The organism is Burkholderia sp. Tr-20390 (assembly GCF_017104595.1).
Taxonomy (GTDB): domain Bacteria; phylum Pseudomonadota; class Gammaproteobacteria; order Burkholderiales; family Burkholderiaceae; genus Burkholderia.
In genome coordinates this window covers 99,544-124,591 of record NZ_JAAGPC010000003.1, presented here as the reverse complement: position 1 = coordinate 124,591, position 25,048 = coordinate 99,544, and the positions used below count along the sequence as shown (strand labels likewise).

Below are 25,048 nucleotides of genomic sequence, written 5' to 3'. Positions count from 1 at the left end.
GCTATGGAAGTCATTCTGGCGTTTCGGATTGGTGAGATAAACGCCGTTGCAGGTCAAAAATATTTGATCTGGAATCAAGTATCGGGAGCGGCTCGGGGCGGTGTCATGCAGCGCGCGTCCGTGCGTTTTCATCCGCGTGGAACACCGGCAGCACCTCTGCCGCGATCTCGGCCATCGTCTCGTCGAGCGGGCGCAGGTTGCGGCGGAAATGCAGGCCGATGTGCCGCACGCCCGCGTCGCGCATGGCCGCCAGCTCCCCGATGAGCGCGAGACGCCCCGCGCGGGCGCCGAAGCGGTGACGCTGCAGCGGCGCGTGCGGGTCGTCCGCGAGGTCGAGGTGGAGGAAGCTCACGTACGGCTTGTCGCCGGCCACCGCGCGCCAGTTCGCGGCACGCTGCCGGTGGTCGTCCGGCGTGCCGGGATACGCGAGGCAGCCGTCCATGTGTTCGCCGATCCACGCGGGCGTTTGCTGCGCGAGACCCGCGACGAGCAGCGGCGCACGGGCGGCGGGCAGCACGTCGAGACCGGGCGGCAGATGCCCGCGCGCGCCGTCGCGCAGCAGCGCGATCTGGTCGCGGAAATTCGCGCCGCGTGATGCGAAGTCGCGGCCGAACAGCGGATATTCGACGGGCCGGTCGCCGCTGGCGACGCCGAGCAGCAGGCGGCCGCCGCTCAGTTCCTGGATCGACGCGGCCGATTTCAGCGTGAGCAGCGGCTCGCGCAGCGGCAGCACGACGGCCGCCGTGCCGAGCAGGATGTCGTTCGTGATGCCGGCGAGGTAGCCGAGATACGAGAAGGTTTCGAACACCTGCGCGGCGTCGCCGAACGCGGGGTCGTACACCGGTACGTCGCGCACCCAGAGCGCGCGGAAGCCGAGTGTGTCGGCCTGTTGCGCGAGGGTTGCGTGGCGCGCGAGGTCGGGTACGCCGGGGTAGCGACGGTCGTGCTGGCGCTTCGCGTTGCCGGCCGGCGACCAGTCGTTGTCGAGCGGCAGTTCGATGCCGATGCTGAAGCCGCCGTCGGCCAGGTTGTCGAGTGCGGTGAATGAAGTGGACATGGTCGGGCTCCGTTCAGATCGCGCGCAGGCTGCCTTCGAGCCGGTAGAAATCGAGCGACGACGCGGTGAAAAAGGACCGCGACGTGCCGGCGGCGAAGTCGTCGATATGCACGACCGTCGCGCGGTCGGCTTCCTGCCACGAGATCGCGTAGGTGTCGCCGGCGATGGGCTGCCACGTGTATTCGATTTCACCCTTTGCACCCGCGTACGGGCCTTCGGTGATCTCGTAGCGCATGTGGCGGCCGTCATCGTCATACGCGTTGAGCGCGGTGAGGCCGTCGTAGCGCACTTCGAACGTCTTGCCGGCGAACGGCGGGCGTGGGATCGATGCGTTCATGTGTGCAAACTCCTGCAAGAAAGTGACGTTCAGTGCGCGAGCTGGACGGGTTCCGCCGTGCGTTCCGGCAGGCCTGCGCTGCGGTCGAGGCGACCGCTCAGTGCGGTGAGCGCGAATGCGCCGAGCGTGACGGCTGCCGCGATCCACGGCGTATGGCCGAGGCCGACGTGCGCGACGATCACGCCACCGAGTGCCGAGCCGCCCGCGACGCCGAGATTGAACGCGGCGATGTTGAAGCCGGATGCGACGTCGGTGGCGTCAGGCGCGAAGTGCCGTGCCTGCTTCACGACGTACACCTGCAGGCCCGGCACGTTGCCGAACGCCACCGCGCCCCACGCGAGCATCGTCAGCACGGCGAGCCATTTCACGTGGATCGTGAAGGTGAGCGCGAGCAGCACGATCGCGAGCAGCAGGAAGATTCGCTTGAGCGCCTTCACGGGGCCGACGGCGTCCGCGAGCTTGCCGCCCCACACGTTGCCGAACGCGACCGACACGCCGTAGCCGACGAGCACGAGGCTGACCTGCGACGGCGTGAAGCCGGCGATCTGCTCGAGCAGCGGGGCCATGTACGTGAACGCGATCAGCGAGCCGCCGTAGCCGACGGCCGTCATCGCATAGACCAGCAGCAGGCGCGGCTGCGCGAGCACGCGGAACTGGCGGGCGAGCGGCGCGGGCGCCGTTTGCGGCAAGCCGCGCGGCACGAAGGCCACCGCGCCGACGAACGCGACGAGGCCGAACAGCGCGACGACCAGGAACGTCGCGCGCCAGCCGAAGTGCTGGCCGATGAAGGTGCCGAGCGGAATGCCGGCGACGAACGCGACGGTCATCCCGCTGAACATCGTCGCGATCGCGCTGGCGGCCTTCTCCTTCGGCACGAGCGTGGTCGCGATGATCGAGCCGACCGAGAAGAACACGCCGTGCGCGAGGCCGGTGAGAATGCGCGCGACGATCAGCGATTCGTAGCCGGGCGCCTGCCACGCGACGAGGTTGCCGACGGTGAACAGCGCCATCAGCGCGGCGAGCAGGGTCTTGCGCGGCACGCGGCCGGTGAGCGCGGTGAGGAGCGGCGCGCCGATCGCGACGCTCAGTGCGTAAAGGCTGACGAGCAGGCCGGCGGACGGCAGGCTGACGCCGAGGTCGGCGCCGATCGTCGGGATCAGCCCGACGATCACGAATTCGGTGGTACCGATGGCAAATGCGCTGATGGTCAGCGCAAGCAGGGCGAGTGGCATGACGGGTGCTCCAGGGTCCGGTGAGGATGGAGCGCAGTGTGCCGACTTTACTTTTGCTGAAAAACGGGTCTATAAACCAAATTGTTTTGATTTGAAATCAAGAATGCAGCGATGAAGATTACACTCGACGAACTCCAGGCCTTTGCCGCCGTGGTCGATTCCGGTTCGATCACGGCGGCCGCGCAGCAGCTCGACCTCACGGTGTCGGCGACGAGCCGCACGCTCGGGCGGCTCGAGGAGAAGCTGAAGACCACGCTGCTGCGCCGGACCACGCGCCGGCTCGAACTGACCGAGGAAGGGCGCGCGTTCCTGCAGGACGCGCGCGCGATCATCGAATCGGTCGAGACGGCGGAAGAACAGATGCTCGCGCGGCGCGAGATGCCGTCGGGGCGGCTGCGCGTGGACGCGGCGACGCCGTTCATGCTGCACGTGATCGTGCCGCTCGTGCGCGGCTACCGCGAACGCTTCCCGAAAGTCGAGCTGGAACTGAACAGCAACGAGGGCATCATCGACCTGCTGGAGCGGCGCACCGACGTCGCGTTCCGGATCGGCCGGCTGAAGGATTCGACGCTGCACAGCCGGCGCATCGGCACCAGCCGGATCCGCATGCTCGCGAGCCCCGCGTACGTGGCGGCGCACGGCCAGCCGCGCAAGGTGGAGGATCTCGACAAGCACACGCTGCTCGGCTTCACGCAGCCCGAATCGCTGAACGTGTGGCCGATCCTCGGCACCGACGGCGAGCCGTGCCGCATCGAGCCGGGCATCCGCTCGTCGAGCGGCGAGACGCTGCGGCAGCTTGCGCTCGATGGCGCGGGGGTCGTCTGCCTGTCGGATTTCATGACCGCGCAGGATCGCGACGCGGGCCGGCTCGTGCAGGTGCTCGCGCGCCAGACGCTCGAGGTCGAGCAGCCGATCCACGCGGTGTACTACCGTAATACCGCGATCTCGTCGCGGATCGCGTCGTTCGTCGATTACCTGATCGAGGCGCTGGGCGGCGGCGGCAGCGATGCGCCGGGGCGGCGCAAGGCGGCGTCGTGGATGGAGCCGCGCTAGGCGGCGGCCGGGACGACGGGGCGGGTTACGCCCCGTGCGATTTGATGTGCGATCCGGCGTGCCGTACTCCGGCACGCCGTCGGGTGGCGGTTACGCCTCTTCGGACCAGGACATCCCGTCGCGCGCGAGCAGCGCCGACGAAGCCGCGGGCCCGAACGTGCCGGCCGTGTACAGGCGCGGCCGGTCGCCGAGCTGCTTCCAGCCGTCGAGGATCGGTTCGACCCACGACCACGCGGCTTCGAGCTCGTCGCGTCGCATGAAGTGCGTGAGGCGGCCGCGGATCACGTCGATCAGCAAACGCTCGTATGCTTCCGCGCGCCGCTCCGGAATCGCCTGCTGCAGGTCGAGGTTCAGGCTCACGGGCACCATGTTCATCCCGCTGCCCGGTTCCTTCGCGAGCATCTGCAGCTGGATCGACTCTTCCGGCTGGAGCTGGATCACGAGACGGTTGCTGTAGTGGCGCGGGCCGGTCGGGATGATCGAGAACGGCATGTCCGCGAACTCGATCACGATTTCCGACTGGCGGCGCTGCAGCCGCTTGCCGGTGCGCAGGAAGAACGGCACGTTCGCCCAGCGCCAGTTGTTGATGTGCGCGCGCAGCGCGACGAAGGTTTCCGCGCGGCTGTCCGCCGGCACGTTGTCTTCCTCGAGATAGCCCTTCACCGGCTGGCCGTCGACCGCGCCGGCCGTGTACTGGCCGCGCACCGTGTCGCGCGCGACGTCGGCCACCGCCATCGGCCGCAGCGAGCGCAGCACCTTCAGCTTCTCGTCGCGCACCGCGTCCGGGTCGAGCGACACCGGCGGCTCCATCGCGACGATGCACAGCAGCTGCAGCAGGTGGTTCTGCACCATGTCGCGCAGCGCGCCGGTATGGTCGTAGAAGCCCGCGCGGCTGCCGACCCCGACCGTCTCCGCCACCGTGATCTGCACGCTGCGGATGCTCGGCGCCTGCCACAGCGGCCCGAAGATCGGGTTGCCGAAGCGCAGCACCATCAGGTTCTGCACGGTTTCCTTGCCGAGATAGTGGTCGATCCGATAGATCTGCGATTCCTCGAAGTGCTTGCCGACCGCATCGTTGATCGCCTTCGCGGACGCGAGATCGTGGCCGAGCGGCTTTTCGAGGACGACGCGCGAGTGCTTGTCCACGAGATGCGCGGCCGACAGGTTGTCGCAGATGGTGGTGAACAGCTCCGGCGACGTCGACAGGTAGAACACGCGGATCGCATCGCCGCGCGCCGCTTCCGCGAGCCGCAGGTAGTCGTCCGGCGCGTTCACGTCGATCAGCACGTACTTGAACAGGTCGAGGAAACGGCTCCAGGCCGCTTGATCGAACGCCTTTTCGTCGATGAACGGACGCGACTGCTCGTCCATGAACTTGCGATAGCCGTCGATGCCCCAGTCGCGGCGGCCGACCGCGATGATGCGCGTCTCGGGCGGAAGGTTGCAGTGCAGGTGCGCCATGTACAGCGCGGGCAACAGCTTGCGGGCGGCCAGGTCGCCGCCGCCGCCGAAGATGATCATGTCGACGGGCCGGTCGGCTCCGGTCTGGGTAGGCTGATTCGTCATGGGAGGTTCGCGGTGTGAAACGGGGAACGTGAAACGAACATCGGAGGCGTCGGGCGCCGGTACGGCAAAACCCTAATAGTGCACGCTTTTGATGGATTGTGTGCGTGTCCGTTTACTGTCGCGAAGCGGCCGGGCGGCGTATTGCCGTGGAACGTACAGGAGTGAGCGCTGACATCGGGTTGGCTCGCCGGGAGCGGCAAGCAGCCGTTCGGCCCAGGCGCGTGAGGGCGGGCGTCGGCTGGCGCCCGCCCGCGTGCGGCGATCGACGGGCGCGGCCGTTGCCTCAACCCGCCTGTTCCACCAGCGCCTGCACGTCGTGCCCGGCCTTCGCGATGGCCGCTTGCACCGCATCGCCGCCCAATACGGTGCCTTCCATGCGGACTTCGCGGATGTCGGTCAACCCGATGAACCCGAGCAGATGCTTCAGATAGCCGGACTGGTAGTCGAACGGCGCATACGGGCCTTCCGAAAAGATGCCGCCGCTGGCGGTGACCAGATAAACCTGCTTGCCTTCCACCGTGCCGGCGACGCCGCTTTCGCCATAGCGAAACGTGACCTGCGGCCAGATCACGCGGTCGAACCACGCGCGCAGCTGCGTGGACGGGCCGAAGTTGGTCATCGCGGAGCCGATCACGACGATGTCGGCGGCGCGCAATTCGTCGACCAGCGCTTGCGCCAGCTCGACGGCCTGCGCTTGCTCCGCGTTGCGCGCGTCCGGCGGCAGCATGCGGCCGACGACGTAAGCATCGTCGATATGCGGCAGCGGATCGGTGGAGAGATCGCGCAACGTCACGGTGCTGTTTGCGTCGCGCGCCGCGAGTTGCCGCGCGAGGTCGTGCGCGACGCGCGTGGACAGGCTGTCGGTGCTGCGGGGGCTGGAGGTGATCAGCAGCATGCGGCTCATGAGCGTTCCTTTCGGGATAAGATGAGAACCCGGTAACTTTTGATAACTCAGTTACCGAAAAGCATGTGGAATGCTAGGGTTCGCGCCCGGGCCCCACAAGAACGCACAGGGTTGTGCCCCAGTCACATCGATGTTCCTGCCACCATGCCCCGACCCAGCGAAGACGGCTGCCAGGCGACCCGCCAGATCCTCGACCGGATCGGCGACAAGTGGAGCCTCTACATCATCGCGACGCTGAACGACGGTTCGCGGCGCTTCAACGAGCTGAAACGCGAGATCGAAGGGATTTCGCAGCGCATGCTGACGCTGTCATTGCGCGGGCTGGAGCGCGACGGGCTGGTCACGCGGACGGTGTTCCCGACGATTCCGCCGCGCGTCGACTATGCGCTCACGCCGCTCGGCGCAACGCTGCTGGAGCCCGTCATGGCGCTCGTCAGGTGGGCGGAGAAAAACAAGGAGCCGATCGCGCAAGCGCGCGAGCGTTTCGACGAGGCGGCCGATGCGGCGCCGAAGCCGGGCGAGGGCGTCGTTTACCGCAGTCGCTAGGGGCGGAGCGCGGGCGCCGCGTCCCCGAGCGTCGCGTGCGCTCAGCGCCCCAGCGCGTAGAACTCCGCATTCGGCCGCATGTTCGTCACGTTCGCGATACGGTTGGACATGCCGAAGAAAGCCGAGATCGCCATGATGTCCCACACGTCTTCTTCGACGAAGCCGTGCGACTTGAGCGTGTCGAAGTCCGTTTCGCCTACCTGATGCGCGGCCTGCGACACCTTCATCGCGAAGTCGAGCATCGCCTTCTGCCGGGCGGTGATATCGGCCTTGCGGTAGTTGGTGGCGACCTGGTCGGCGATCAGCGGATCCTTCGCGCGAATGCGCAGGATCGCACCGTGCGCGATCACGCAGTACTGGCACTGGTTCACGCTGCTGGTGGCCACGACGATCATCTCGCGCTCGGCCTTGCTCAGGTTGCCCGGCTTGTCCATCAGCGCGTCGTGGTAGGCCATGAACGCGCGAAACTCGTCCGGGCGATGTGCCAGCGTCAGGAATACGTTCGGGATGAAGCCCGACTTTTCCTGGACGGTCGCGATGCGTTCGCGAATGTCCTCGGGCAAGTCTTCGAGCGCGGGCACGGGAAAGCGGCTGATGGGGGCGGTGTGTGCGGCGGTCATGAGGTCTCCTGGATAACGTGGCGCGGGCGGACTCGCTGCGCGAGCCGCCGTCCGAATGAAGCAGCGCGGGTGATCGTCAGCGGCGTCACGCGTTGACGTCGACGACGACGCGGCCGCGCACCTTGCCTTTGATCAATTCCTCGGCAAGCGGAATGACGTCGCCCAGGCCGACCTGGTGGCTGATCGCGCCCAGCTTCCCGACGTCGAGGTCGGACGCGAGCCGGCGCCACGCTTCCAGGCGATCGGCGCGCGGGCACATGACGCTGTCGATCCCGACGAGCGTAACGCCGCGCAGGATGAACGGCATGACGGTCGCGGGGAAATCGAAGCCCGCGGCCAGGCCGCAGGCGGTCACGACGCCGCGGTAGCGCGTGGTCGCGCACACGTTGGCGAGCACGTGGCTGCCCGCCACGTCGACCGCGCCGGCCCAGCGCTCCTTGCCCAGCGGCTTGCCGGACTCGCTGAATTGCGACCGTTCGAGGATCTCCGCCGCGCCGAGCTGCCGCAGGTAGTCGGCATCGGCGGGGCGGCCCGTTACCGCGACCACGCGATATCCCAGCTTGGTGAGGATGGCGGTCGCGACGCTGCCCACCCCGCCTGCCGCGCCGGTCACCACGATCTCACCGTCGTCCGGGCGCACGCCGTGTCGCTCCAGCGCGATCACGCACAGCATCGCGGTGTAGCCCGCCGTGCCGATGGCCATCGCCTGTTGCGGAGAAAAGGCGGACGGCAGCGGCACCAGCCAGTCACCGTCGACGCGGGCCTTCTGCGCGAGGCCACCCCAATGCGTCTCGCCGACGCCCCAGCCGTTGAGCACGACCTGGTCGCCGGGGCGATAGTCCGGGTGCGTGCTCGCTTCGACTTCGCCAACCAGATCGATGCCGGGCACCATCGGGAACTTGCGGACCACCGGGCTCTTGCCGGTGATCGCCAGCCCGTCCTTGTAGTTCAGCGTCGAATAGCCGACGCGGATCGTCACGTTGCCGGCGGGCAACTGCGCGTCGTCCAGCGTCTGGAGCCGGGCCTGCTGGCCGGTTTCATGCCTGTCGATCACGATGCCTTGAAACATGTGTCCTCCTTTCTAGACCGATCGTCTAGTTAATGGCAAAAAAATTCAGCGGCGCGGCAGTCCGTTGAAGAAAAACTGCGCGAACAGGGTCAGTGGTTTGTCGCTGCGCTCCAGCTTCGCGCGCAGCACGGCGCCTTCCCAGCCGATCCAGAAGAATGCGGCCAGCTCGGCGGGATCGGCCGAACCGGCCAGTTCGCCGGCTTGCTGCGCGGCGGCCAGGCATTCGGCGAGGCGGCGTTGCCAGTCCTCGAACGTGGTGCGCAGGCGTTCGCGGAAGCTTTCGGGCAACGCGCCCATTTCCTGCCCGAGGTTGCCGATCAGGCAGCCGCGGCTGTACGCGTAGCGGGCCATGCCGTCGCGGGCGTCGTCGACGAACGCGCGTACGCGCTGCAGCGGCGAGCGTGCCAGGTCGCTGAAATGGCGATCCAGCTTGCGCGCGAAGAAGTCGGCGTAACGGTCGATCAGTTCGAGGCCGAACGCTTCCTTGTTGTCGAAGTAGTGATAGAAGGAGCCCTTCGGCACGCCGGCGCGCCCGAGGATCTCGTCGAGCCCGGTGGCCGAAAAGCCCTTTTCGGTGAGGGTCTCGAGCCCGGTGCGCAACAGCATGTCACGCGTGGCGACGAGGTCGTCGTGCTGCTTGGGCGGCCTGCCGCGGCGGCGAGGCGGATCGATTCGAGCTTCCATGGCGGAATAATAGACCGTTCGCCTCAAAAATCAATGGCCCGTGTGCCGGGCCGGTCGGACGGGCCGTCGCGTCGGTGCTGCGCTGCAGGTGTCACGCACCCGGCCCGCGCGTGGCGTCGTGCGAACATGTCCGCGGGCAGGCGACGAACGGCGCGTCGACCTGAACCCGACCTTTGCCAAAGCGGCGATCAACTGCCGTACATGTGCTCGCAGAGCGCGACACTCGCGCCCAGCTTCCGCGATAGATCGGCGGCGGCATCCAGCTGCGGTCGATCCAGCTCGCCCGACTCGTGCGCGACACTGAGGCGGGATGCAGGACCGGAAAGCGTCAGCGCCGCCATGAACTTGTCGCCGGCGCCGAAAACCGGCACCGCGAACGCTGCCGTATGCACATCGCGCGCACCCGCGGTGAAGAGGGGCAGTGCCGGCGGCCTGTCATAGATCGGTTCGCCGAGTCCCCAGAAACGGATCACCTGGCTGATGGCCGTGTCATCGAGCGGCAGCATCGTCCCCGCGAGCCGCGTTTCACGCAGGCCTTCGGACGGCTCGACCCGAAACAGGCAGAGCCGGTGCCCGCTGTCGTGCACGTAGTACGATGCGCTTTCCTTCGTCAGCGCGGCCAGCGCATGCAGCGCCGGTTCGACCACCGTGGACAGATGGAAGGACTGCTCGTACAGCTTGCCGAGGTACAGCACGCGGTGCCCAAGCGAGTAGTTGCCGGACTGCGCGCGCACGACATAGCCCATTCGCTCCAGCGAGTTCATCAGCCGATAGACCGTCGTCTTGTGCATGCCGGATGCCTGCGACAGCGTCGCGAGCGATTGCGATTCGGCGCCGGGCTTGAAGCAGTCCAGCAGCGAAAGCGCCTTTTCCACGGCAACGACACCGTCGTTTCCCATTCCTTTTCTCCGGTCGACATTCACCCGGAATTGTACAGAGTAAAACGCTGGTTTACCACGTAAAAGGGTAAACGCCAGTGCCATGACGCGTCTCCTCTGGTTATATTGATTTCACCATGTACACCAGTGTTGTACAGAGTACAACGAACAACCTGAGGTCGAATCATGAGCAACACATCCGCCAGCCTTTCGCCGATCACCCGCGACATCGAACGCGTCTCGCCGGAACTCGTTCAGGCGGCCGCGCGCTACCAGGCCGCGATCCTGGCCGACGTCGCGGGCCGCCGCGGCACGGTGCATGGCCGCGTGCGGCCGTTGTCGCCGAAGATGAAGGTCGCCGGCCCGGCGGTCACGGTCGAAGTCCGCGCGGGCGACAACCTGGCGATCCATGCGGCGCTCGCCGTCGCGAAACCGGGCGACGTCGTCGTGGTAGACGGCAAGGGCGACATCTCGTGCGCGCTGCTCGGCGAAATCATGGCGGCGCAGGCGAAGGCGAGCGGCATCGCCGGCATCGTCATCGACGGCGCGGTGCGCGACGCGCACGAACTGGCCAACGGCGACTATCCGGTCTTCGCGGCCGGCCTCAATCCGTGCGGCCCGACCAAAAGCGTCGCGGGGCGCGTGAATGCGCCGATCTCGCTGGGCGGCACGGCGGTGAATCCGGGCGACCTGGTGGTCGGCGACGCCGACGGCGTCGTCGTCATTGCGCGCGCGGACGTCGCGCGTATCGTCGATCTGGCGCAGAAAAAGCTCGACTTCGAAACCGCGCGTATCGCAGCGATCCACAAGGGCGACCTTCGTCCGGGCTGGATCGAGAAGGAGCTGCGCGCAGCCGGCATGCTGGCCGAAGGCGAGGCACTCTGATGCAGATCGCTTCGCACAAGCCCGTGGTCCTGGTGACCGCCGCCGACCTCGCGCCGCAAGCGCTCGAGATGCTTGCGCAGTTCGACGTCGTGTTCGCCGGCAAGCAACCGACCGAGGACGACATCGTGGCGCTCTGCGCCCAGCACAAGCCGGTCGCGATCGTCGTCCGGTACGGCAAGATCAACGCCCGCATCATGGACGCCGCCGAAAACCTGCGGGTGATTTCGAAGCACGGCAGCGGCATCGACGTGATCGATCAGGACGCCGCTGCCGCGCGCGGCATCGCGGTGCGCGCCGCGGTCGGCGCGAATGCGGCCGCCGTCGCCGAGCACGCCTGGGCGCTGCTGCTCGCGTGTGCGAAGTCGGTTCCGCAGCTCGATATCCGCATGCGCGAAGGCCATTGGGACAAGTCGACGCACAAGTCCGTCGAACTCGACGGGCGCACGCTCGGCCTCGTCGGGCTCGGTGCGATCGGTCGGCGCGTGGCCGCGATCGGCGCGGCGTTCGGCATGAAGGTGCTCGCGTTCGATCCGTTCGCGAAGGAAGCGCCCGCCGGCGTGAAGCTCGTGCCGCTCGACACGCTGTACGCGGCGTCGGACGTCGTGTCGCTGCATTGTCCGTTGACGGCCGACAACCGCCGGATGCTCGACCGCGACACGCTCGCGCGTTTCAAGCGCGGGGCGATTCTCGTCAATACCGCGCGCGGCGGCCTGATCGACGAAGCCGCGCTGGCCGACGCGCTGGCGAGCGGCCACTTGCGTGCGGCCGGGCTCGACAGCTTCGACGTGGAACCGATGACGGTGCCGCACCCGTTCCAGCAGATCCCCAACGTGATTCTGTCTCCGCATGTCGGCGGCGTGAGCGATGCCGCGTACGTGAACATGGGCAAGGGTGCGGCGGCCAACGTCCTCGCGGTGCTCGACGAACGCGCGCACAGCGCGGCTTGAACCCTGGACATCGAGGTACGCATGTTTTATCTGACGAACCCCGACGTGCGCGAAGCCGACGTGTTCACGCGCATGCCGGAGAAGTTTCGCAAGCCGGACGTCCGCACGGAATGGGCACGCGCGAATCGCGGCGGCATGGTCACCGATTCGTTTCTCGAAGGGCCGGTGTGGGATCCCGACGGCTATCTGTTCGTGACCGACATTCCGCACGGGCGCATCTTCCGCATTTCGCCGTCGGGAGAATGGGATCTCGTCGTCGAATACGACGGCGAGCCCAACGGAATGAAGCGCTTCGACGCAGCGCACCTGATCATCACCGACTACCGGAACGGCCTGATGCTGCTCGATATCGAGCGCGGTGAAATTCGCCCGTATCTCGAGCGCCGCAACACCGAGCGCTTCAAGGGCGTGAACGACCTGACGTTCGACTCGGCCGGCAACATTTATTTCACCGACCAGGGGCAGACCGGGCTGCACGATCCGACGGGCCGCGTGTATCGGCTCTCGCCCGACGGCAAGCTCGACATGCTGCTCGGCACCTGCCCGAGCCCGAACGGGCTCGTGCTGTCGCGCGACGAGAAGGTGCTGTTCGTCGCGATGACGCGCGGCAACGCGGTGTGGCGCATGCCGCTGCAAGCCGACGGATCGGTCACCAAGGTCAGCCCGTTCTTCACGTCCTACGGGCCGAGCGGCCCCGACGGCCTCACCGTCGATCTCGAAGGCCGGCTGTTCGTCGCGAATCCGGGGCTCGGCCGCGTGTGGGTGCTCAACCACTGCGCGGAGCCCGTCGAGATCCTGACCGGGCCGAAAGGGGCGTCGCTCACGAGCGTGTGCTTCGGCGGCGCCGACATGAAGACGCTCTTTATCACCGAATCGACATCCGGTTCGGTCCTGAAAGCGGACATGCGCATTGCCGGCCCGTTGCCAAAACAGGCCGCGAACAAGGACTGACACCCGCGAACCGGGAAGCCGCTCACCGGTTTCCCGCCCGTATGCCGAAAGATCGCGCCGCCAGTCGCGCGACGAAGGAGACAAGCATGACCATTTCGCACGCGCTGCGTGCCGGCGATGACGCACCGCGCGCCGACGCCTCGTCCGCGGAGCGCCTGGCCGGCGACGATTACGCGGCCAGCGAGCGCACGCTCGCGAAGGCGTTCCGGCGCATTCTGCCGTTCATCTTCGTCTGCTACGTGATCAGCTATCTCGACAGGACCAACGTCGGTTTTGCCGCGCTCACGATGAACAAGGATCTCGGTCTGACGGCGGAGCAATTCGGTGTCGGTGCCGGCCTGTTCTTCATCGGCTACTTCCTGTTCGAGATTCCGAGCAACCTGATCATGCAGAAGGTCGGCGCGCGCGTGTGGATCGCGAGAATCATGATCACATGGGGCCTGTTCTCGATGGCGACGGCGTTCGTCGTCGGACCGAAAAGCTTTGCGGCGGCGCGCTTTCTGCTCGGGCTTGCCGAGGCGGGCTTCACGCCCGGCATCTACCTGTATTTCACGCACTGGTTTCCCGGCAAGTGGCGCGCGAAGGTGACGGCCGCCTTCCTCGTCGGCATCCCCGTCGCGAACATGATCGGCTCGCCGATTTCCGGTGCGCTGCTCGAACTCGGCGGCCTGCACGGGCTGCGCAGCTGGCAGTGGCTGCTGCTGATCGAAGGCGTCCCTGCGGTGATGCTCGGCATCGCGTGCCTGTTCGTGCTGGCCGACCGTCCCGAGAAAGCCGCGTGGCTCAGTGACGAAGAGAAGGCGTCGCTCGCGAAACGCCTCGCGTTCGAGCAGCGCGACATCGGCGCGAAGCACGGCAGCAAACTGCGCGACGCGATGACGAACTGGCGCGTGTTCGTGCTCGCGTTCGTCAACTTCTGCGGGATCGTCGGCTCGCTCGGCGTCGGCTTGTGGATGCCGCAGATCATCAAGCAGTTCGGCGTCGAACACGCGGTGGTCGGCTGGCTGACGGCCATTCCGTATGCGATCGGTGCCGGTGTGATGCTCTGGTGGGCGCGTCTCGCCAATCGCGCGGCCAACCGCATTCCGTATGTCGCCGGTGCGCTGGCGGTCGCCGCGGTGGCGTTGTGTGCGAGCGCCTTCATTCATGCGCCGGTTTTCAAGCTGATCGCACTGTGCGTCACGGTGAGCGGGATCCTCGCGTTCCAGGCGACGTACTGGGCCATCCCGTCGGGATTCCTCACCGGCCGTGCCGCCGCGGGCGGACTCGCGCTGATCGTGTCGGTCGGCAATCTCGGCGGCTTCGTCGGGCCGTCGCTGATCGGCGCGCTCAAGCAATTCTCCGGCGGCTTCACCGCGCCGCTCATCGCCGTGTCGGGTGTGCTGCTGCTCGGCGCGTTGACCATCGCTTGGCTCGGCGATCCGGGCTCGGGCGCCGGCGAAGCGCCTGTCGCCCGAGAGCCCTGAATTTTCCTTCGTCAGCCCCACCCATAAAAAACAGTTTGGAGACTCCATGTTGTCGAATCAGGCCAGCCGCAATACCCGCCCGACCTCCCGCTTCGTGCTCGGCGCCATCACCGTCGCGAGCGCGACCTCGTGGTGCGGTGCCGCCCAGGCAGAAAGCAGCGTCACGCTGTACGGCATTGCCGACGTCGGCATCGAGCACATCAACAACACGAGCACCGGCGGCGCGCAGACGCGCGAAGTGTCGGGCAATCTGTCCGGTTCGCGCTGGGGATTGAAGGGCGTCGAGGATCTCGGCGCCGGCATGAAGGCCATTTTCCAGCTGGAAGACGGCTTCAACATCAATGACGGCACGACCGCGCAGTCGACGAAAGGCCTCGGTTCGAATGCCGCCACGACGTCGCGGATTTTCGGCCGGCAGGCGTGGGTCGGGCTGGCGTACCGGGGCCAGCAGTTGACGTTCGGCCGCCAGAATGCGCTCTTCTACGAACAGGCCGTGGCCTTCGACCCGATGGGCGCGTCGTCGCGGTATTCGTTGCTGTCGCTCGACTACGCGGCGGCCGCGCGCATCGACAATTCAGCGAAGTACACCGGCGTGTTCGGTCCGCTGACGGCGCAGGCCATGTATAGCACCCGCTACGACACCGGGTACGGCGCCGAGGTGCCGGGCGCGCAACTCACCGGCCGCTTTTTCAGCGGGGCGCTGACGTTCGCGCAAGGGCCGCTCGCCGCGAGCGTGTCGTACGAGCAGCGCAACAGCAACACCGTCGCGACGAACACGGGCACCGAGCGACGCGCGACGGCTGCCGCGTCGTATGCGATCGGGCCGGTGAAGGGATTCGCCGGCTATCGCTACCTCCATGCGTCGAACGCGTTCCTGCCGGCGAACCCGATCCGTGTCGCGAACGGTTCCGAAGCCAGTGCGGCGAACCTGTACTGGGCCGGCGCGCAATACGCGGTGTCGCCGGCGTTCGTGGTCACGGCAACCGCCTATTACCAGGACGTGCATTCGACCAGCGCCGATCCGTGGCTTGCCGTGCTCTGTGCCGACTATCTGCTGTCGAAGCGCACCGATATCTATGCGACGGCCGGTTTCGCGCGCAACAAGGGCGGCTCCGCGCTCGGCGTGAACGGCTACGGCACGGTCGCACCCGATCACAACCAGACGGGCGTGGTGATCGGCATGCGCCAGAAGTTCTAAGGCGAGCGCGATGCAGACCGTTCACGCGCCCCATCTTCCCGTCCGGCCCGAGTGGCTCGCCTTGCGCGACGAGCCGGTGCTCGAACCCGCGCTGGCCATCGTCGACGCCCATCATCACCTGTGGGATCGACAGACCGGTCGCTATCTCGCGGACGAGTTCGGTGCGGACGTGCGCAGCGGACATCGGGTCGTGTCGACGGTCTACGTGCAGTGCCGCTCGATGTTGCGTGCGAGCGGGCCGGAGGCGCTCAAGCCGGTGGGCGAAGTGCAATTCGCGAGCGGCGTCGCCGCGATGTTCGACAGCGGCGCGTACGGCCCCACGCGATGCTGCGAGGCCATCGTCGGCGGCGCCGATCTGTCGCTCGGCGCGGAACTCGACGCGGTGCTCGACACGATGCTGCAGGTGTCCGGCGGCCGACTGCGCGGGATTCGCAATCCGCTCGCGTGGCATGCGAGTCCCGACGTGCGATCGAGCCCGGTGACGCCGCCGCGCGACCGGATGTCGGATCCGGCTTTCCGGCGTGGCGTGGCGACGCTCGGCCGCTACGGGCTGTCGCTCGACGCGTGGATCTATCACACGCAGCTCGACGACCTGTACGAACTCGCGCGCGCATGCGAGCACGTCACCGTCGTCATCGACCATTTCGGCGGTCCGCTCGGCGTGGGTCCGCATGCCGGCCAGCGCGCGGAAGTCCATGCGCAATGGAAACGGCAACTCGCGCGTCTCGCTGCGTTGCCGAACACGCGCATGAAGCTCGGTGGCGCGGGCATGACCGTGTTCGGCTTCGACTTCGCCGCGCGCGACCTGCCGCCGTCGTCGCAGGAACTGGCGGCGGCGTGGCAGCCGTATTTCGACACCTGCGTCGACCTCTTCGGCGTCGAACGCTGCATGTTCGAGAGCAACTTCCCCGTCGACAAGGGGATGTTCGGCTATCGCGTGCTGTGGAACGCCTTCAAACGACTCGCGTCCGCGATGTCGGCCGATGAAAAGGCCGCGCTGTTCAGCCGGACGGCCGCATCGACGTATCGCGTCGCGATTCCCGGAGACAACCGATGAAGACGAGTGCAACCGTGGCCACGCAGGACATCGATTCCGCAGTCGCGGAAAAAGGGCTCACGCGCGTGACCGGTATCGAGTGGCGTTCGCTGTCGCTCGCGGGGCTCGGCTGGACATTCGAGAGCTACGATTCGTTCCTGCTGTCGCTGCTGCTGCCGACGCTCGCGCTGCAGTTCGGGCTGAGCAAGGCGCAGCTCGGCATGTTCACGAGCGTCACGGCGGCCGGGCAGATCGTCGGCGGCATCCTGTTCGGCTTCGTGTCGGACCGGATCGGGCGCGTGCGCACCGCGCTGCTCTGCGTCGGCATCTACTCGCTGTTTTCCGGCCTGATCGCATTCGCGCCCGATGCGCACGCGTTCGCGACGTTGCGCTTTTTCGGCGCGCTCGGCATGGGCGGAACCTGGACCGCCGGCGCGGCGCTCATCGCGGAGACCTGGCATCCGAGCCGGCGCGGCAAGGGCGGCGCGCTGATGCAGATGGGCTTGCCGATCGGCGCGATTCTCGCGATCGCGATCTCGGGCATCGTCGGCGCCGCGCATGGCGGATTGGCCGGCGACAGCTGGCGGCTGCTGTTCCTGATCGGCGCGTCGCCGTTCTTCATTCTGTTCTGGGTTGCGCGCAAGACGCCGGAATCGCCGATCTGGCTCGAACGCCGGCACGCGAAGTCGCCGGCCCGCACGCTCGACACGGCAAGTCGCGAGAAGCTGAACGTGCGCGGCCTGCTCACCGCTTTCTGCTTCATCTTCTTTCTGCAGTACCTCTACTGGGGTGTATTCACGTGGACGCCGACGTTCCTCATCACGGTGAAGCACCTCGACTTCGTGCATAGCCTGAAGTTCGTGCTGGCGCTTCAGTTCGGTGCGATCGCCGGGTTCCTGCTGTTCTCGGCATGGGTCGACCGGCTCGGCCGGCGGCCGATGTTCCTGGCCTACCTGCTGGTCGGTGCGGTGGCCGTCGGCGTGTACATCGTGTCGGCGAATCCGTTGCTGCTGATGGCCGCGATCTTTCTGACCGGCTTCAGCGTGAACGGCATCTTTGCGGGTGCCGGTCCGTTCCTCGCGGAGATCATCGGCAACACGGCATCGCGCGGGTTCTTCATGGGCCTCGCGTACAACGGCGGCCGGCTCGGCGGTTTCATCGCGCCGTTGGTCATCGGTGCGCTGGCGTCGACGTCGGGCGGCTTCGTGCTCGGACTCGCGACGACGATCGTCGCGTTCATCGCCGCGGCGGCGGTCGTGCTGTTCGCGCCCGAAACGCGCGGAAAGGCGCTGTCATGAACGTGGCTACGCAGGCGGGGTGGGTGAACAGGCTGTTTCCCGCGCTGTCGGAGGCGTCGCTGCGGCGCTACCTGAGCGGGCAGGTCGCGTCGGTGCTCGGCAGCTGGACGCAGAACGTCACGCTGAATCTGCTGATCTATCACCTGTCCGGCTCGGCGGCGATCCTCGCGCTGCTCAACTTTCTGCTGTACGGGCCGCAGCTGATCGTCGCACCGGTGGCGGGCTCCCGCATCGGCTCGGCCAATGCGCGCCGCGTGACGTTATGCGTGTTGACGACGTCGCTGCTGCTAACGGGCAGCCTCTTCACGTTGTCGCTGATCGGCCTGCTCGGCGTGAAGCTGATCCTCGCGCATGCGCTGGCGATCGGCGTGTCGAGCGCGGTGGAAACGCCGGCGCGGCAGGTTCTGCTGCTGACGAGCCTGCAGGATGCGACCCATACCTCCAACGCGGTCGCGATGAACACGATGGTCTACAACGTCGGGCGCATGGTCGGCCCGACCATCGCCGGCTTCGTCTATCCGACGCTGGGCCCCAGGACGTCGTTCGCGATCTATGCGCTCGCGCTGTGCTTCATGGCGGCGTGCGTGCGGTCGATCCGGGCGGCGACGGCGGATCGCCCGTCGCGCGCGGAGAGCGGCCTGCGCGACGCGGTCGGCTACGTGCTGTCCGATGCGTTCTCGGCACGCTATCTGCCGATTCTCGCGTGCATCGGCCTGTTCGCCGGCAGCTACCAGACGCTCGTGCCGCTGCTCGCGGACCAGGGCTTTCACGACGCGGCGCGCTTTACCGGCGTGTTCTTCGCGTGCGCCGGCGCCGGGTCGTTGAGCGCGGCGGTGCTGCTGTCGTCGGCGCTCGGGCCGCGCGCCTCGCACCGGTTCATCGCGTATGCGCCGTGGACGGCCGTCGGCGCGCTGGCCGTGCTGGCCGCGACCACCGATGCGGCGGGATCGATCCCCGCGTTCTATGCACTCGGCTTCAGCCTCACGTTCGCGGCCACGTCGACGAACGCGACCATTCAGCGCCAGTGTCCGGATCACGTGCGCGGGGGGCTCGTCGGGATGTACGGCATGGCCTACAACGGCACGATGCCGTTCGGTTATCTGCTCGTCGGCAGCGCATCCGAGGCGCTCGGCGTGCGACACACCTTCGCCGCGATGGCCGCCGTGCTCGCGTGCGGCGTCATCGCGGTCATCGCGTGGCAACGGTTTACAGGTACGCGCACAGGCGCACAATAAACGGAGACAACATGCACACCGGTTTCATGGAAGCGTCCGCGATCGAGCGCCGGACCATACGCAAGGTCGTCTGGCGACTCATTCCATTTTTGATGATCTGCTACCTGCTTGCCTTCATCGACCGGGGCAACGTGGGGATGGCGTCGCTGCAGATGAACCATGACCTCGGGATGTCGGCGCAGGTGTTCGGTTTCGGCAGCAGCCTGTTCTTCATTTCATACTTCTTTTGCGAAGTACCGAGCAATCTCGCGCTGCAGAAATACGGCGCGCGGATCTGGATCGCGCGGATCATGATCACGTGGGGCATCGTGTCGGCGGCGACCGCGCTCGTGCACAACGCGACGACGTTCTACGTGCTGCGTTTCCTGCTGGGTGCGGCCGAGGCCGGCTTTTTCCCCGGCGTGCTGCTTTATCTGTCGTATTGGATTCCCGCGCAGTATCGTGCGCGGATCGTCGCGACGTTCATGGTCGCGATTCCGGCCGCGAGCTTCATCGGCTCGCCGATCTCCGCGCTGCTGTTGCAGATGGACGGCGTCTGGGGCCTGCGCGGATGGCACTGGCTGTTCATCCTCGAAGGCGTTCCGACCGTGCTGCTCGGCGTCGCGTGCCTGTTCGTGCTGACGAACAAGCCGGACGACGCGAGGTGGCTCGACGACGACGAGCGCGCGTGGCTCACGACCGCGCTGGCCGCCGGTCACAAGACACGCAAGAAAGTGCCGTCGCTGCCGCTCACGCAGTTGTTCCGCAACCGCTACGTGCTGTGCCTCGCGCTCGTCGACACGTGCGCTTCCGCGGCAGGCAGCACGCTGTCCGTGTGGCAGCCGCAGTTGCTGAAGTCATTCGGCTTGACCGTCATGGAGACCGGCCTGCTGAATTCGGTGCCTTACGCGGTGGCCTCCGTCCTGATGGTCTACTGGGGCCGTCGCTCGGACCGCGTCGGCGAACGGCGCTGGCACACGGTCGTGCCGATGCTGCTGATCGGCGTGGGCCTGTTCGCGACGTCGCTGAGCGGATCGCTGCTGCCGACGGTCTGCATGCTCTGCGCGGTGCTGGTCGGCGCGTATTCGTTCAAGGGCCCGTTCTGGGCGCTGGCGACCGACATGCTGTCCAACAGCACCGTGGCGGCCGGGCTCGCGACGGTCAATGCGATCGCGAACCTGCTTGGCGGCGGGCTGATGGTGAACGTGTACGGGTGGGTGAAGGCGGCGACGGGCAGCTATGCGCTCGCGTTGATGCCGCTCGCGATCCTCACGCTCGTGAGCGTCGCGACGCTGCTGCTGCTCACGCGCAATCATTCGGCGGGCAAGCTGGTCGGCAAGACGGAGACCATCTGATCATGGCGCGCATCGCGAGACGCGAATTTCTCCGGATCGCCGGCGCGACGCTGGCTTCGGCTGCATTGCCGAGGCTGGCCGCGGCCGACGAAACGTGGTCGAGCGGCATCGAGCGGCCGGCGTTTCGGCTGCCCGAAGGGGCGATCGACTGCCACATGCACATCTACGACGACCGCTTCCCGGTCGCGCCGGGCACGACGCTGCGCCCGCCGAATGCGACCGTCGCGCAATACCGGCGCGTGCAGACGCGCGTCGGCGTGAAGCGCAACGTGGTCGTGACGCCGTCGACGTACGGGACGGACAACCGCTGCACGCTGGCGGCGCTCGCGCGGTTCGGCGACGACGCCCGCGGCGTGGCCGTCGTCGACGGCACCGTGAGCGACGACGAACTTCGGATGCTCGATCGCGGCGGCGTCCGTGCGATCCGGTTCAACCTGAGCTATCCGGGCGCGACGACGCTCGACATGCTGGCGCCGCTCGCCGCGCGCATCGCGAACCTCGGCTGGCATATCGAGCTGGTGGTGCAGGGCGCGCGGCTGCCGGAGCTCGAGCGTCATCTTGCGGTGCTGCCGTGTCCGCTCGTCATCGACCATATCGCGCACGTGCCGCAGCCCGGCGGGCTCTCGTCGGCCGCGTTTCGGACTGCGCAACGCCTCGTCGACAAGGGCCATACGTGGATCACGTTGTCGGGGCCGTACGTCGACAGCAAGACGGGCGCGCCTGCCTACGACGACGTCGCGCCGGTCGCGAAGGCGCTGATCGACATGGCGCCGGAGCGCATGCTGTGGGGCACCGACTGGCCACACCCGACGCAGAAGACGGACAAGCCGGACGATGCAGGCTTGCTGGACGTGATCGCTGGCTGGATCGGGCGTGCGGACTGGCAGCAACGGATATTCGTCACGAACCCGGCGAAGCTGTACGGATTTGCATAGATCGAAAGCCGCATGGCCAAACTGGGGATCAGCACTAACCCTGATTAAAAAACCTTATCGCGGTGAAAAATTCCGCATCTTATTGAACCGATATCGGCTGGATATAGTGGCTCGCTTTCCCGCACGCACCCGTTGCATGCGCAGACAAACAGCCGGAGCCCCTTGATGTCCACCGATACCCGATTCACCGAAGTCGAGGATCTGATGCCCGCCGCCGGCGGGTTGCGCGAGATCCGTCACCACATCCATCACCACCCCGAACTCGCGTACGAGGAGCACGACACGGCCGCGCTCGTCGCCGAGAAGCTCGAACAGTGGGGCTGGCAGGTGACGCGCGGGGTCGGCAAGACGGGCGTGGTCGGCACGCTGCGCGTGGGCGACGGCACGCGCAGCATCGGTATTCGCGCCGACATGGATGCGTTGCCGATCATCGAGGCGACGGGGCTGCCCTACGCGAGCGGCACGCACGGCAAGATGCACGCGTGCGGCCACGACGGCCACACGACGATGCTGCTCGGCGCCGCGCAGCATCTCGCGAAGACACGCAATTTTTCCGGCACCGTGCACCTGTATTTCCAGCCGGCGGAAGAGCACGGCGTCGACAGCGGCGCGAAGAAGATGATCGACGACGGCCTGTTCGAGCGCTTCCCGTGCGATGCCGTGTTCGGCATGCACAACCATCCGGGCGCGGCCCCCGGCGTGTTCCTCACGCGGCGCGGCCCGTTCATGTCGGCCGGCGACAAGGCGATCATCACGATCGAAGGCGTCGGCGGCCACGCGGCCCGGCCGCACCTGACGGTCGATCCGGTGGTCGTCGCGGCGAGCATCGTGATGGCGCTGCAGACGATCGTCGCGCGCAACGTCGATCCGTCGCAACCGGCGGTCGTCACGGTCGGCTCGATGCACGCGGGCACCGCGAACAACGTGATCCCGAACGGCGCGCGTCTCGAACTCAGCGTGCGCTCGTTCAGCCCCGACGTGCGCGCGCTGCTCAAGCGCCGCATCACGGAGCTGGCCGAAACGCAGGCCGCGAGCTACGGCGCAACCGCGCACGTGGAATACATCGAAGGCTATCCGGTCGTCGTCAATACGGATGCCGAAACGGATTTCGCCGCGCAGGTCGCGCGCGAACTCGTCGGCGACGCGCATGTGGTCGAGCAGACCGACCTGCTGATGGGCAGCGAGGATTTCGCGTTCATGCTGCAGCAGCGGCCGGGCTCGTTCGTGCGGCTCGGCAACGGCGAAGGCGAGGACGGCTGCATGGTGCACAACCCGAAATACGACTTCAACGATCGCAACCTGCCGATCGGCGCGGCGTACTGGACGCGTCTCGTGGAGCGTTACCTGGGGCAGTGATGCCGGCGGCGGCGCGAGCGGCCGGCGCTTCCGGCGCATTGACAGGAGAGGATAGCGATGCAGAAAGACCATCTCGCGCTGCACCCCGCGTCGACGGGGGCGGCCGAAGTCCACGCGCCAGGCGCACCGGCCGTCACGCGGCGCGGTGCGATTGCCGCGGCCGTGATCGGCAACTGGCTGGAATTCTTCGATTTCACCGTGTACGGCTTCTTCGCGGTGCTGATCGGCAAGCTGTTCTTCCCGTCGAGCGACCCGACCACGTCGCTGCTGCTGTCGGTCGCGACGTTCGCCGCCGGCTTCTTCACGCGGCCGCTCGGCAGCGTCGTGCTCGGCGTCTATGCGGACCGCAAGGGGCGCAAGGCCGCGCTGAACCTGACGATCATGCTGATGGCGCTCGGCACGGGCCTGATCGCGATCGCGCCGACGTATGCGCAGGTCGGCGTGGCCGCGCCGCTGCTGGTTGTGTTCGCGCGGCTGATGCAGGGCTTCTCGCAGGGCGGCGAATTCGGCGCGGCGACATCGACGCTGCTCGAACAGGGCGGCACGTCGCGCCGCGCGTTCCGCGCGAGCTGGCAGCTCGCGACGCAGGGTGGCGCCGCGCTGATGGGCTCGGGCTTCGCGGCGCTGCTGTCGAACACGATGACGAAGGATGCGCTGGAAGGCTGGGGCTGGCGCTTGCCGTTTCTCGTCGGCGTGCTGATCGCGCCGGTCGGGATGTTCTTGCGCCGCCGGCTCGCTGACGATGCGCCCGGCGACAGCCATCACGGCATCGAACGCGGCGTGCTGCACGAGCTGTTCTCGAAGCACACGCGCACGGTGCTGCTGCTGATGCTCACGGTGATGGGCGGTACGGTGTCGACCTACATCCTGACGTTCTACATGCCGACCTACGCGATTCACACGCTCGGCCTGCCGATGAAGCTGTCGATGTTCGTCGGCGTCGCATCGGGCTGCGTGATGCTGGTCACGTGCCCGCTGTTCGGCTGGCTGTCGGACCGGCTCGGCAGCCGGCGCCTGCCGATCTTCGTCGGCCGCGGCGTGCTGGTCGCCTTGCTGTTCCCGGCGTTCTGGCTGATGAACCATCACCCGACGCTGTCGGTGATCCTGCCGCTGACCGCGCTGATGCTGCTGTTCTATTCGCTCGGCTCGGCGTCGGAAATGGCGCTGATGTGCGAGTCGTTGCCGCGCCACGTGCGCGCGACCGGCATCTCGATCGCGTATGCGCTCGCGGTAACGATCTTCGGCGGCACCGCGCAGTTGATCGCGACCTGGCTCGTGAAGACGACCGGCAGCAAGCTCGCGCCGGCCGGTTACGTGGCCGCATGCGTGGTGCTGTCGTTGATCGCGGTGGCGATGCTGCGCGAGACGGCGCGGGATTCGATCGACTGACACGCGGCGCAGCTCGGCACGACGGGCGGCCGGCGGCAATACGCGCTTACCGCCCGTGCACCACCCTCAGGTACGACGCGAGCATCGTCGCGAGTTCCTGCGCGGCGGGCGTCAGCGGCACGGCCGCGCGTTGCAGCAGGCAGATGTCCTGCGATTCGGCCTGTTCGCGCACGGGCACTTTCGCGAGCGCGCCGGCGAACGGCCCGTGCCGCGTCACGGCTTCGGTTTCGAGCGACAGGCAATCGGTCTGCGTGACGAGTTGCAACGTCTCGAACATCCCTTCGACGGTGGCGAGGATCTTCGGCGGCGGCAGGCCATGCACGTCGAAGTACGCGAGCAGCCGGTTGACGACGGGGTCCGCGCTCAGGTTCGGCGAGCGTGTCGACACCCATGCGTAGTCGGCCAGTTCGGCGAGCGATTGCGCATGCATCGCCGGATGCCCGTTGCGGCACACGACCACCGGCGCGGACGCACGCAGCGGCGTGACCGCGAGATCGGTCGTGTCGGTTTGCTTCGCGACGAGCGCGATCGCGAAATCGACCGCGCTTTCCCGCAGCCAGCCGATCATCATCCGCGACGTGCCGGTACGCAGGTGCACGTCGACCTTGTCGAAGCGCGCACGGAACGCGCTCAGCACCGGCGCGAACGCATCGATCAGCGGTTCGGCCACGAGGCCGAGCGTGACGGTGCCTTCGTACGCGCCGCTCAGTTGCCGGATTTCCCGCTCGACCTGCTCGCATTCGCCGAGGATCGACCCGGAGCGCGCGAGCAGCCGCTGGCCGACGGCCGTCGGCACGATCCCGCGATTGGTGCGCGTGAACAGCGTCGCGCCGAGCGTCGCCTCGAGGCTCTGCAGCTGCTGCGTGACGCCGCTCTGCGCGAGATCGAGCGCGCGTGCGGCCGCGCGCAGGCTGCCGTGCTCGACGACGGCCTGGAAGATGCGGAGCTGGGAGAGCGTGAACGCCATGGGCAAGCGCTTGGCCGGTGATCGGGAAAAGTGATCATGATAAGGCAGCGGGCGATTCCGGCGGCGGCGCGTGCGCACTACGATCGCAGGCAGTCCGGCTCGTGC

24 protein-coding genes are annotated in these 25,048 nt (G+C 67.3%); 14 read left to right on the top strand and 10 right to left on the bottom strand.

Translation table 11 applies throughout. The annotated features are described in order from the left end of the window. Positions 1-103 precede the first annotated feature (103 nt). Genes G3N98_RS02455 through G3N98_RS02445 form a run of 3 tightly spaced genes read right to left on the bottom strand, consistent with a single transcriptional unit; the run spans position 104 to position 2,626 of the window. Entirely contained in the window at positions 104-1,057 is a 954-nt protein-coding gene (locus tag G3N98_RS02455; protein ID WP_206147105.1) for a TIGR03571 family LLM class oxidoreductase, read from the bottom strand. Between the two features lie 13 nt (positions 1,058-1,070). Continuing rightward, complete coding sequence (locus G3N98_RS02450; RefSeq protein WP_089475780.1) at positions 1,071-1,394, bottom strand: adenylate cyclase; 324 nt, start codon at positions 1,392-1,394, stop codon at positions 1,071-1,073. A 29-nt stretch (positions 1,395-1,423) separates the two neighbouring features. Further along, a complete protein-coding gene (locus G3N98_RS02445; RefSeq protein ID WP_039349950.1) occupies positions 1,424-2,626 on the bottom strand; it encodes an MFS transporter in 1,203 nt (400 codons plus the stop codon). Between the two features lie 111 nt (positions 2,627-2,737). Between G3N98_RS02445 and G3N98_RS02440 the strand changes: the two genes are divergently transcribed. Continuing rightward, entirely contained in the window at positions 2,738-3,679 is a 942-nt protein-coding gene (locus G3N98_RS02440; RefSeq protein WP_206147104.1) for a LysR family transcriptional regulator, read from the top strand. 90 nt (positions 3,680-3,769) lie between these two features. Here G3N98_RS02440 and zwf read toward each other — a convergent pair whose 3' ends face one another. After that, positions 3,770-5,245 (bottom strand): glucose-6-phosphate dehydrogenase, encoded by a 1,476-nt coding sequence (zwf, locus tag G3N98_RS02435; RefSeq protein WP_089428943.1) that lies wholly within the window; start codon positions 5,243-5,245, stop codon positions 3,770-3,772. 283 nt (positions 5,246-5,528) lie between these two features. Continuing rightward, entirely contained in the window at positions 5,529-6,149 is a 621-nt protein-coding gene (locus tag G3N98_RS02430) for an NAD(P)H-dependent oxidoreductase (protein ID WP_206147103.1), read from the bottom strand. Between the two features lie 111 nt (positions 6,150-6,260). Between G3N98_RS02430 and G3N98_RS02425 the strand changes: the two genes are divergently transcribed. Continuing rightward, on the top strand, positions 6,261-6,695 hold the full coding sequence (locus G3N98_RS02425) for a helix-turn-helix domain-containing protein (protein WP_241025702.1): 435 nt from the start codon (positions 6,261-6,263) through the stop codon (positions 6,693-6,695). A 41-nt stretch (positions 6,696-6,736) separates the two neighbouring features. On the opposite strand, the gene G3N98_RS02420 is transcribed toward G3N98_RS02425, so the two are convergent. The 4 genes from G3N98_RS02420 to G3N98_RS02405 all read right to left on the bottom strand — a co-directional run bounded on the left by G3N98_RS02420 (position 6,737) and on the right by G3N98_RS02405 (position 9,967). After that, positions 6,737-7,315: a peroxidase-related enzyme gene (locus tag G3N98_RS02420; protein WP_089475775.1), complete on the bottom strand. Its 579-nt coding sequence runs from the start codon at positions 7,313-7,315 to the stop codon at positions 6,737-6,739. An 85-nt stretch (positions 7,316-7,400) separates the two neighbouring features. Beyond that, positions 7,401-8,384, bottom strand: coding sequence for an MDR family oxidoreductase (locus tag G3N98_RS02415; RefSeq protein WP_206147102.1), 984 nt, complete (start codon positions 8,382-8,384; stop codon positions 7,401-7,403). Positions 8,385-8,429: 45 nt separating this feature from the next. Continuing rightward, on the bottom strand, positions 8,430-9,068 hold the full coding sequence (locus G3N98_RS02410; protein WP_206147101.1) for a TetR/AcrR family transcriptional regulator: 639 nt from the start codon (positions 9,066-9,068) through the stop codon (positions 8,430-8,432). Between the two features lie 188 nt (positions 9,069-9,256). Then, positions 9,257-9,967 (bottom strand): IclR family transcriptional regulator, encoded by a 711-nt coding sequence (locus tag G3N98_RS02405; RefSeq protein ID WP_124582596.1) that lies wholly within the window; start codon positions 9,965-9,967, stop codon positions 9,257-9,259. Between the two features lie 165 nt (positions 9,968-10,132). Between G3N98_RS02405 and G3N98_RS02400 the strand changes: the two genes are divergently transcribed. The 12 genes from G3N98_RS02400 (at position 10,133) to G3N98_RS02345 (ending at position 23,976) form a co-directional block, all read left to right on the top strand. Then, positions 10,133-10,831 (top strand): RraA family protein, encoded by a 699-nt coding sequence (locus G3N98_RS02400; RefSeq protein ID WP_206147100.1) that lies wholly within the window; start codon positions 10,133-10,135, stop codon positions 10,829-10,831. Further along, positions 10,831-11,778 carry an NAD(P)-dependent oxidoreductase gene (locus tag G3N98_RS02395; protein WP_206147099.1) on the top strand — a complete coding sequence of 316 codons (948 nt, stop codon included), beginning with the start codon at positions 10,831-10,833 and terminating at the stop codon, positions 11,776-11,778. The genes G3N98_RS02400 and G3N98_RS02395 overlap by 1 nt, the downstream gene beginning before the upstream one ends. Before the next feature lie 21 nt (positions 11,779-11,799). After that, a complete protein-coding gene (locus G3N98_RS02390) occupies positions 11,800-12,729 on the top strand; it encodes an SMP-30/gluconolactonase/LRE family protein (protein ID WP_206147098.1) in 930 nt (309 codons plus the stop codon). Between the two features lie 86 nt (positions 12,730-12,815). Beyond that, positions 12,816-14,195: an MFS transporter gene (locus G3N98_RS02385; RefSeq protein ID WP_206147097.1), complete on the top strand. Its 1,380-nt coding sequence runs from the start codon at positions 12,816-12,818 to the stop codon at positions 14,193-14,195. 46 nt (positions 14,196-14,241) lie between these two features. After that, complete coding sequence (locus tag G3N98_RS02380) at positions 14,242-15,393, top strand: porin (protein WP_206147096.1); 1,152 nt, start codon at positions 14,242-14,244, stop codon at positions 15,391-15,393. A 10-nt stretch (positions 15,394-15,403) separates the two neighbouring features. Further along, positions 15,404-16,450, top strand: a complete 1,047-nt coding sequence (locus G3N98_RS02375; RefSeq protein ID WP_206147095.1) for an amidohydrolase family protein — start codon at positions 15,404-15,406, stop codon at positions 16,448-16,450. Continuing rightward, a complete protein-coding gene (locus G3N98_RS02370) occupies positions 16,447-17,727 on the top strand; it encodes an MFS transporter (protein ID WP_206147094.1) in 1,281 nt (426 codons plus the stop codon). The genes G3N98_RS02375 and G3N98_RS02370 overlap by 4 nt, the downstream gene beginning before the upstream one ends. Continuing rightward, on the top strand, positions 17,724-18,962 hold the full coding sequence (locus G3N98_RS02365; RefSeq protein WP_206147093.1) for an MFS transporter: 1,239 nt from the start codon (positions 17,724-17,726) through the stop codon (positions 18,960-18,962). Before G3N98_RS02370 ends, G3N98_RS02365 begins: the two co-directional genes overlap by 4 nt. A gap of 11 nt (positions 18,963-18,973) precedes the next feature. Next, positions 18,974-20,296 carry an MFS transporter gene (locus G3N98_RS02360; protein ID WP_206147092.1) on the top strand — a complete coding sequence of 441 codons (1,323 nt, stop codon included), beginning with the start codon at positions 18,974-18,976 and terminating at the stop codon, positions 20,294-20,296. A gap of 2 nt (positions 20,297-20,298) precedes the next feature. Beyond that, complete coding sequence (locus tag G3N98_RS02355; protein ID WP_206147091.1) at positions 20,299-21,231, top strand: amidohydrolase family protein; 933 nt, start codon at positions 20,299-20,301, stop codon at positions 21,229-21,231. Positions 21,232-21,396: 165 nt separating this feature from the next. After that, positions 21,397-22,587, top strand: coding sequence for a M20 aminoacylase family protein (locus G3N98_RS02350; RefSeq protein ID WP_206147090.1), 1,191 nt, complete (start codon positions 21,397-21,399; stop codon positions 22,585-22,587). A 57-nt stretch (positions 22,588-22,644) separates the two neighbouring features. After that, positions 22,645-23,976 carry an MFS transporter gene (locus tag G3N98_RS02345; protein ID WP_206147089.1) on the top strand — a complete coding sequence of 444 codons (1,332 nt, stop codon included), beginning with the start codon at positions 22,645-22,647 and terminating at the stop codon, positions 23,974-23,976. 46 nt (positions 23,977-24,022) lie between these two features. Here the strand turns inward: G3N98_RS02345 and G3N98_RS02340 are convergent, their stop codons facing one another. Next, positions 24,023-24,943: a LysR substrate-binding domain-containing protein gene (locus G3N98_RS02340; RefSeq protein WP_175238743.1), complete on the bottom strand. Its 921-nt coding sequence runs from the start codon at positions 24,941-24,943 to the stop codon at positions 24,023-24,025. Between the last annotated feature and the right edge of the window lie 105 nt (positions 24,944-25,048).

Coding starts and splice junctions, on each gene's coding strand:
- G3N98_RS02345 (WP_206147089.1), top strand. CDS start 22,645: ATGCAGAAAGACCATCTCGCGCTGCACCCCGCGTCGACGGGGGCGGCC.
- G3N98_RS02365 (WP_206147093.1), top strand. CDS start 17,724: ATGAACGTGGCTACGCAGGCGGGGTGGGTGAACAGGCTGTTTCCCGCG.
- G3N98_RS02390 (WP_206147098.1), top strand. CDS start 11,800: ATGTTTTATCTGACGAACCCCGACGTGCGCGAAGCCGACGTGTTCACG.
- G3N98_RS02415 (WP_206147102.1), bottom strand. CDS start 8,384: ATGTTTCAAGGCATCGTGATCGACAGGCATGAAACCGGCCAGCAGGCC.
- G3N98_RS02450 (WP_089475780.1), bottom strand. CDS start 1,394: ATGAACGCATCGATCCCACGCCCGCCGTTCGCCGGCAAGACGTTCGAA.
- G3N98_RS02380 (WP_206147096.1), top strand. CDS start 14,242: ATGTTGTCGAATCAGGCCAGCCGCAATACCCGCCCGACCTCCCGCTTC.
- G3N98_RS02370 (WP_206147094.1), top strand. CDS start 16,447: ATGAAGACGAGTGCAACCGTGGCCACGCAGGACATCGATTCCGCAGTC.
- G3N98_RS02420 (WP_089475775.1), bottom strand. CDS start 7,315: ATGACCGCCGCACACACCGCCCCCATCAGCCGCTTTCCCGTGCCCGCG.
- G3N98_RS02440 (WP_206147104.1), top strand. CDS start 2,738: ATGAAGATTACACTCGACGAACTCCAGGCCTTTGCCGCCGTGGTCGAT.
- G3N98_RS02340 (WP_175238743.1), bottom strand. CDS start 24,943: ATGGCGTTCACGCTCTCCCAGCTCCGCATCTTCCAGGCCGTCGTCGAG.
- G3N98_RS02445 (WP_039349950.1), bottom strand. CDS start 2,626: ATGCCACTCGCCCTGCTTGCGCTGACCATCAGCGCATTTGCCATCGGT.
- G3N98_RS02430 (WP_206147103.1), bottom strand. CDS start 6,149: ATGAGCCGCATGCTGCTGATCACCTCCAGCCCCCGCAGCACCGACAGC.
- G3N98_RS02400 (WP_206147100.1), top strand. CDS start 10,133: ATGAGCAACACATCCGCCAGCCTTTCGCCGATCACCCGCGACATCGAA.
- G3N98_RS02355 (WP_206147091.1), top strand. CDS start 20,299: ATGGCGCGCATCGCGAGACGCGAATTTCTCCGGATCGCCGGCGCGACG.
- G3N98_RS02395 (WP_206147099.1), top strand. CDS start 10,831: ATGCAGATCGCTTCGCACAAGCCCGTGGTCCTGGTGACCGCCGCCGAC.
- zwf (WP_089428943.1), bottom strand. CDS start 5,245: ATGACGAATCAGCCTACCCAGACCGGAGCCGACCGGCCCGTCGACATG.
- G3N98_RS02410 (WP_206147101.1), bottom strand. CDS start 9,068: ATGGAAGCTCGAATCGATCCGCCTCGCCGCCGCGGCAGGCCGCCCAAG.
- G3N98_RS02350 (WP_206147090.1), top strand. CDS start 21,397: ATGTCCACCGATACCCGATTCACCGAAGTCGAGGATCTGATGCCCGCC.
- G3N98_RS02375 (WP_206147095.1), top strand. CDS start 15,404: ATGCAGACCGTTCACGCGCCCCATCTTCCCGTCCGGCCCGAGTGGCTC.
- G3N98_RS02405 (WP_124582596.1), bottom strand. CDS start 9,967: ATGGGAAACGACGGTGTCGTTGCCGTGGAAAAGGCGCTTTCGCTGCTG.
- G3N98_RS02360 (WP_206147092.1), top strand. CDS start 18,974: ATGCACACCGGTTTCATGGAAGCGTCCGCGATCGAGCGCCGGACCATA.
- G3N98_RS02385 (WP_206147097.1), top strand. CDS start 12,816: ATGACCATTTCGCACGCGCTGCGTGCCGGCGATGACGCACCGCGCGCC.
- G3N98_RS02455 (WP_206147105.1), bottom strand. CDS start 1,057: ATGTCCACTTCATTCACCGCACTCGACAACCTGGCCGACGGCGGCTTC.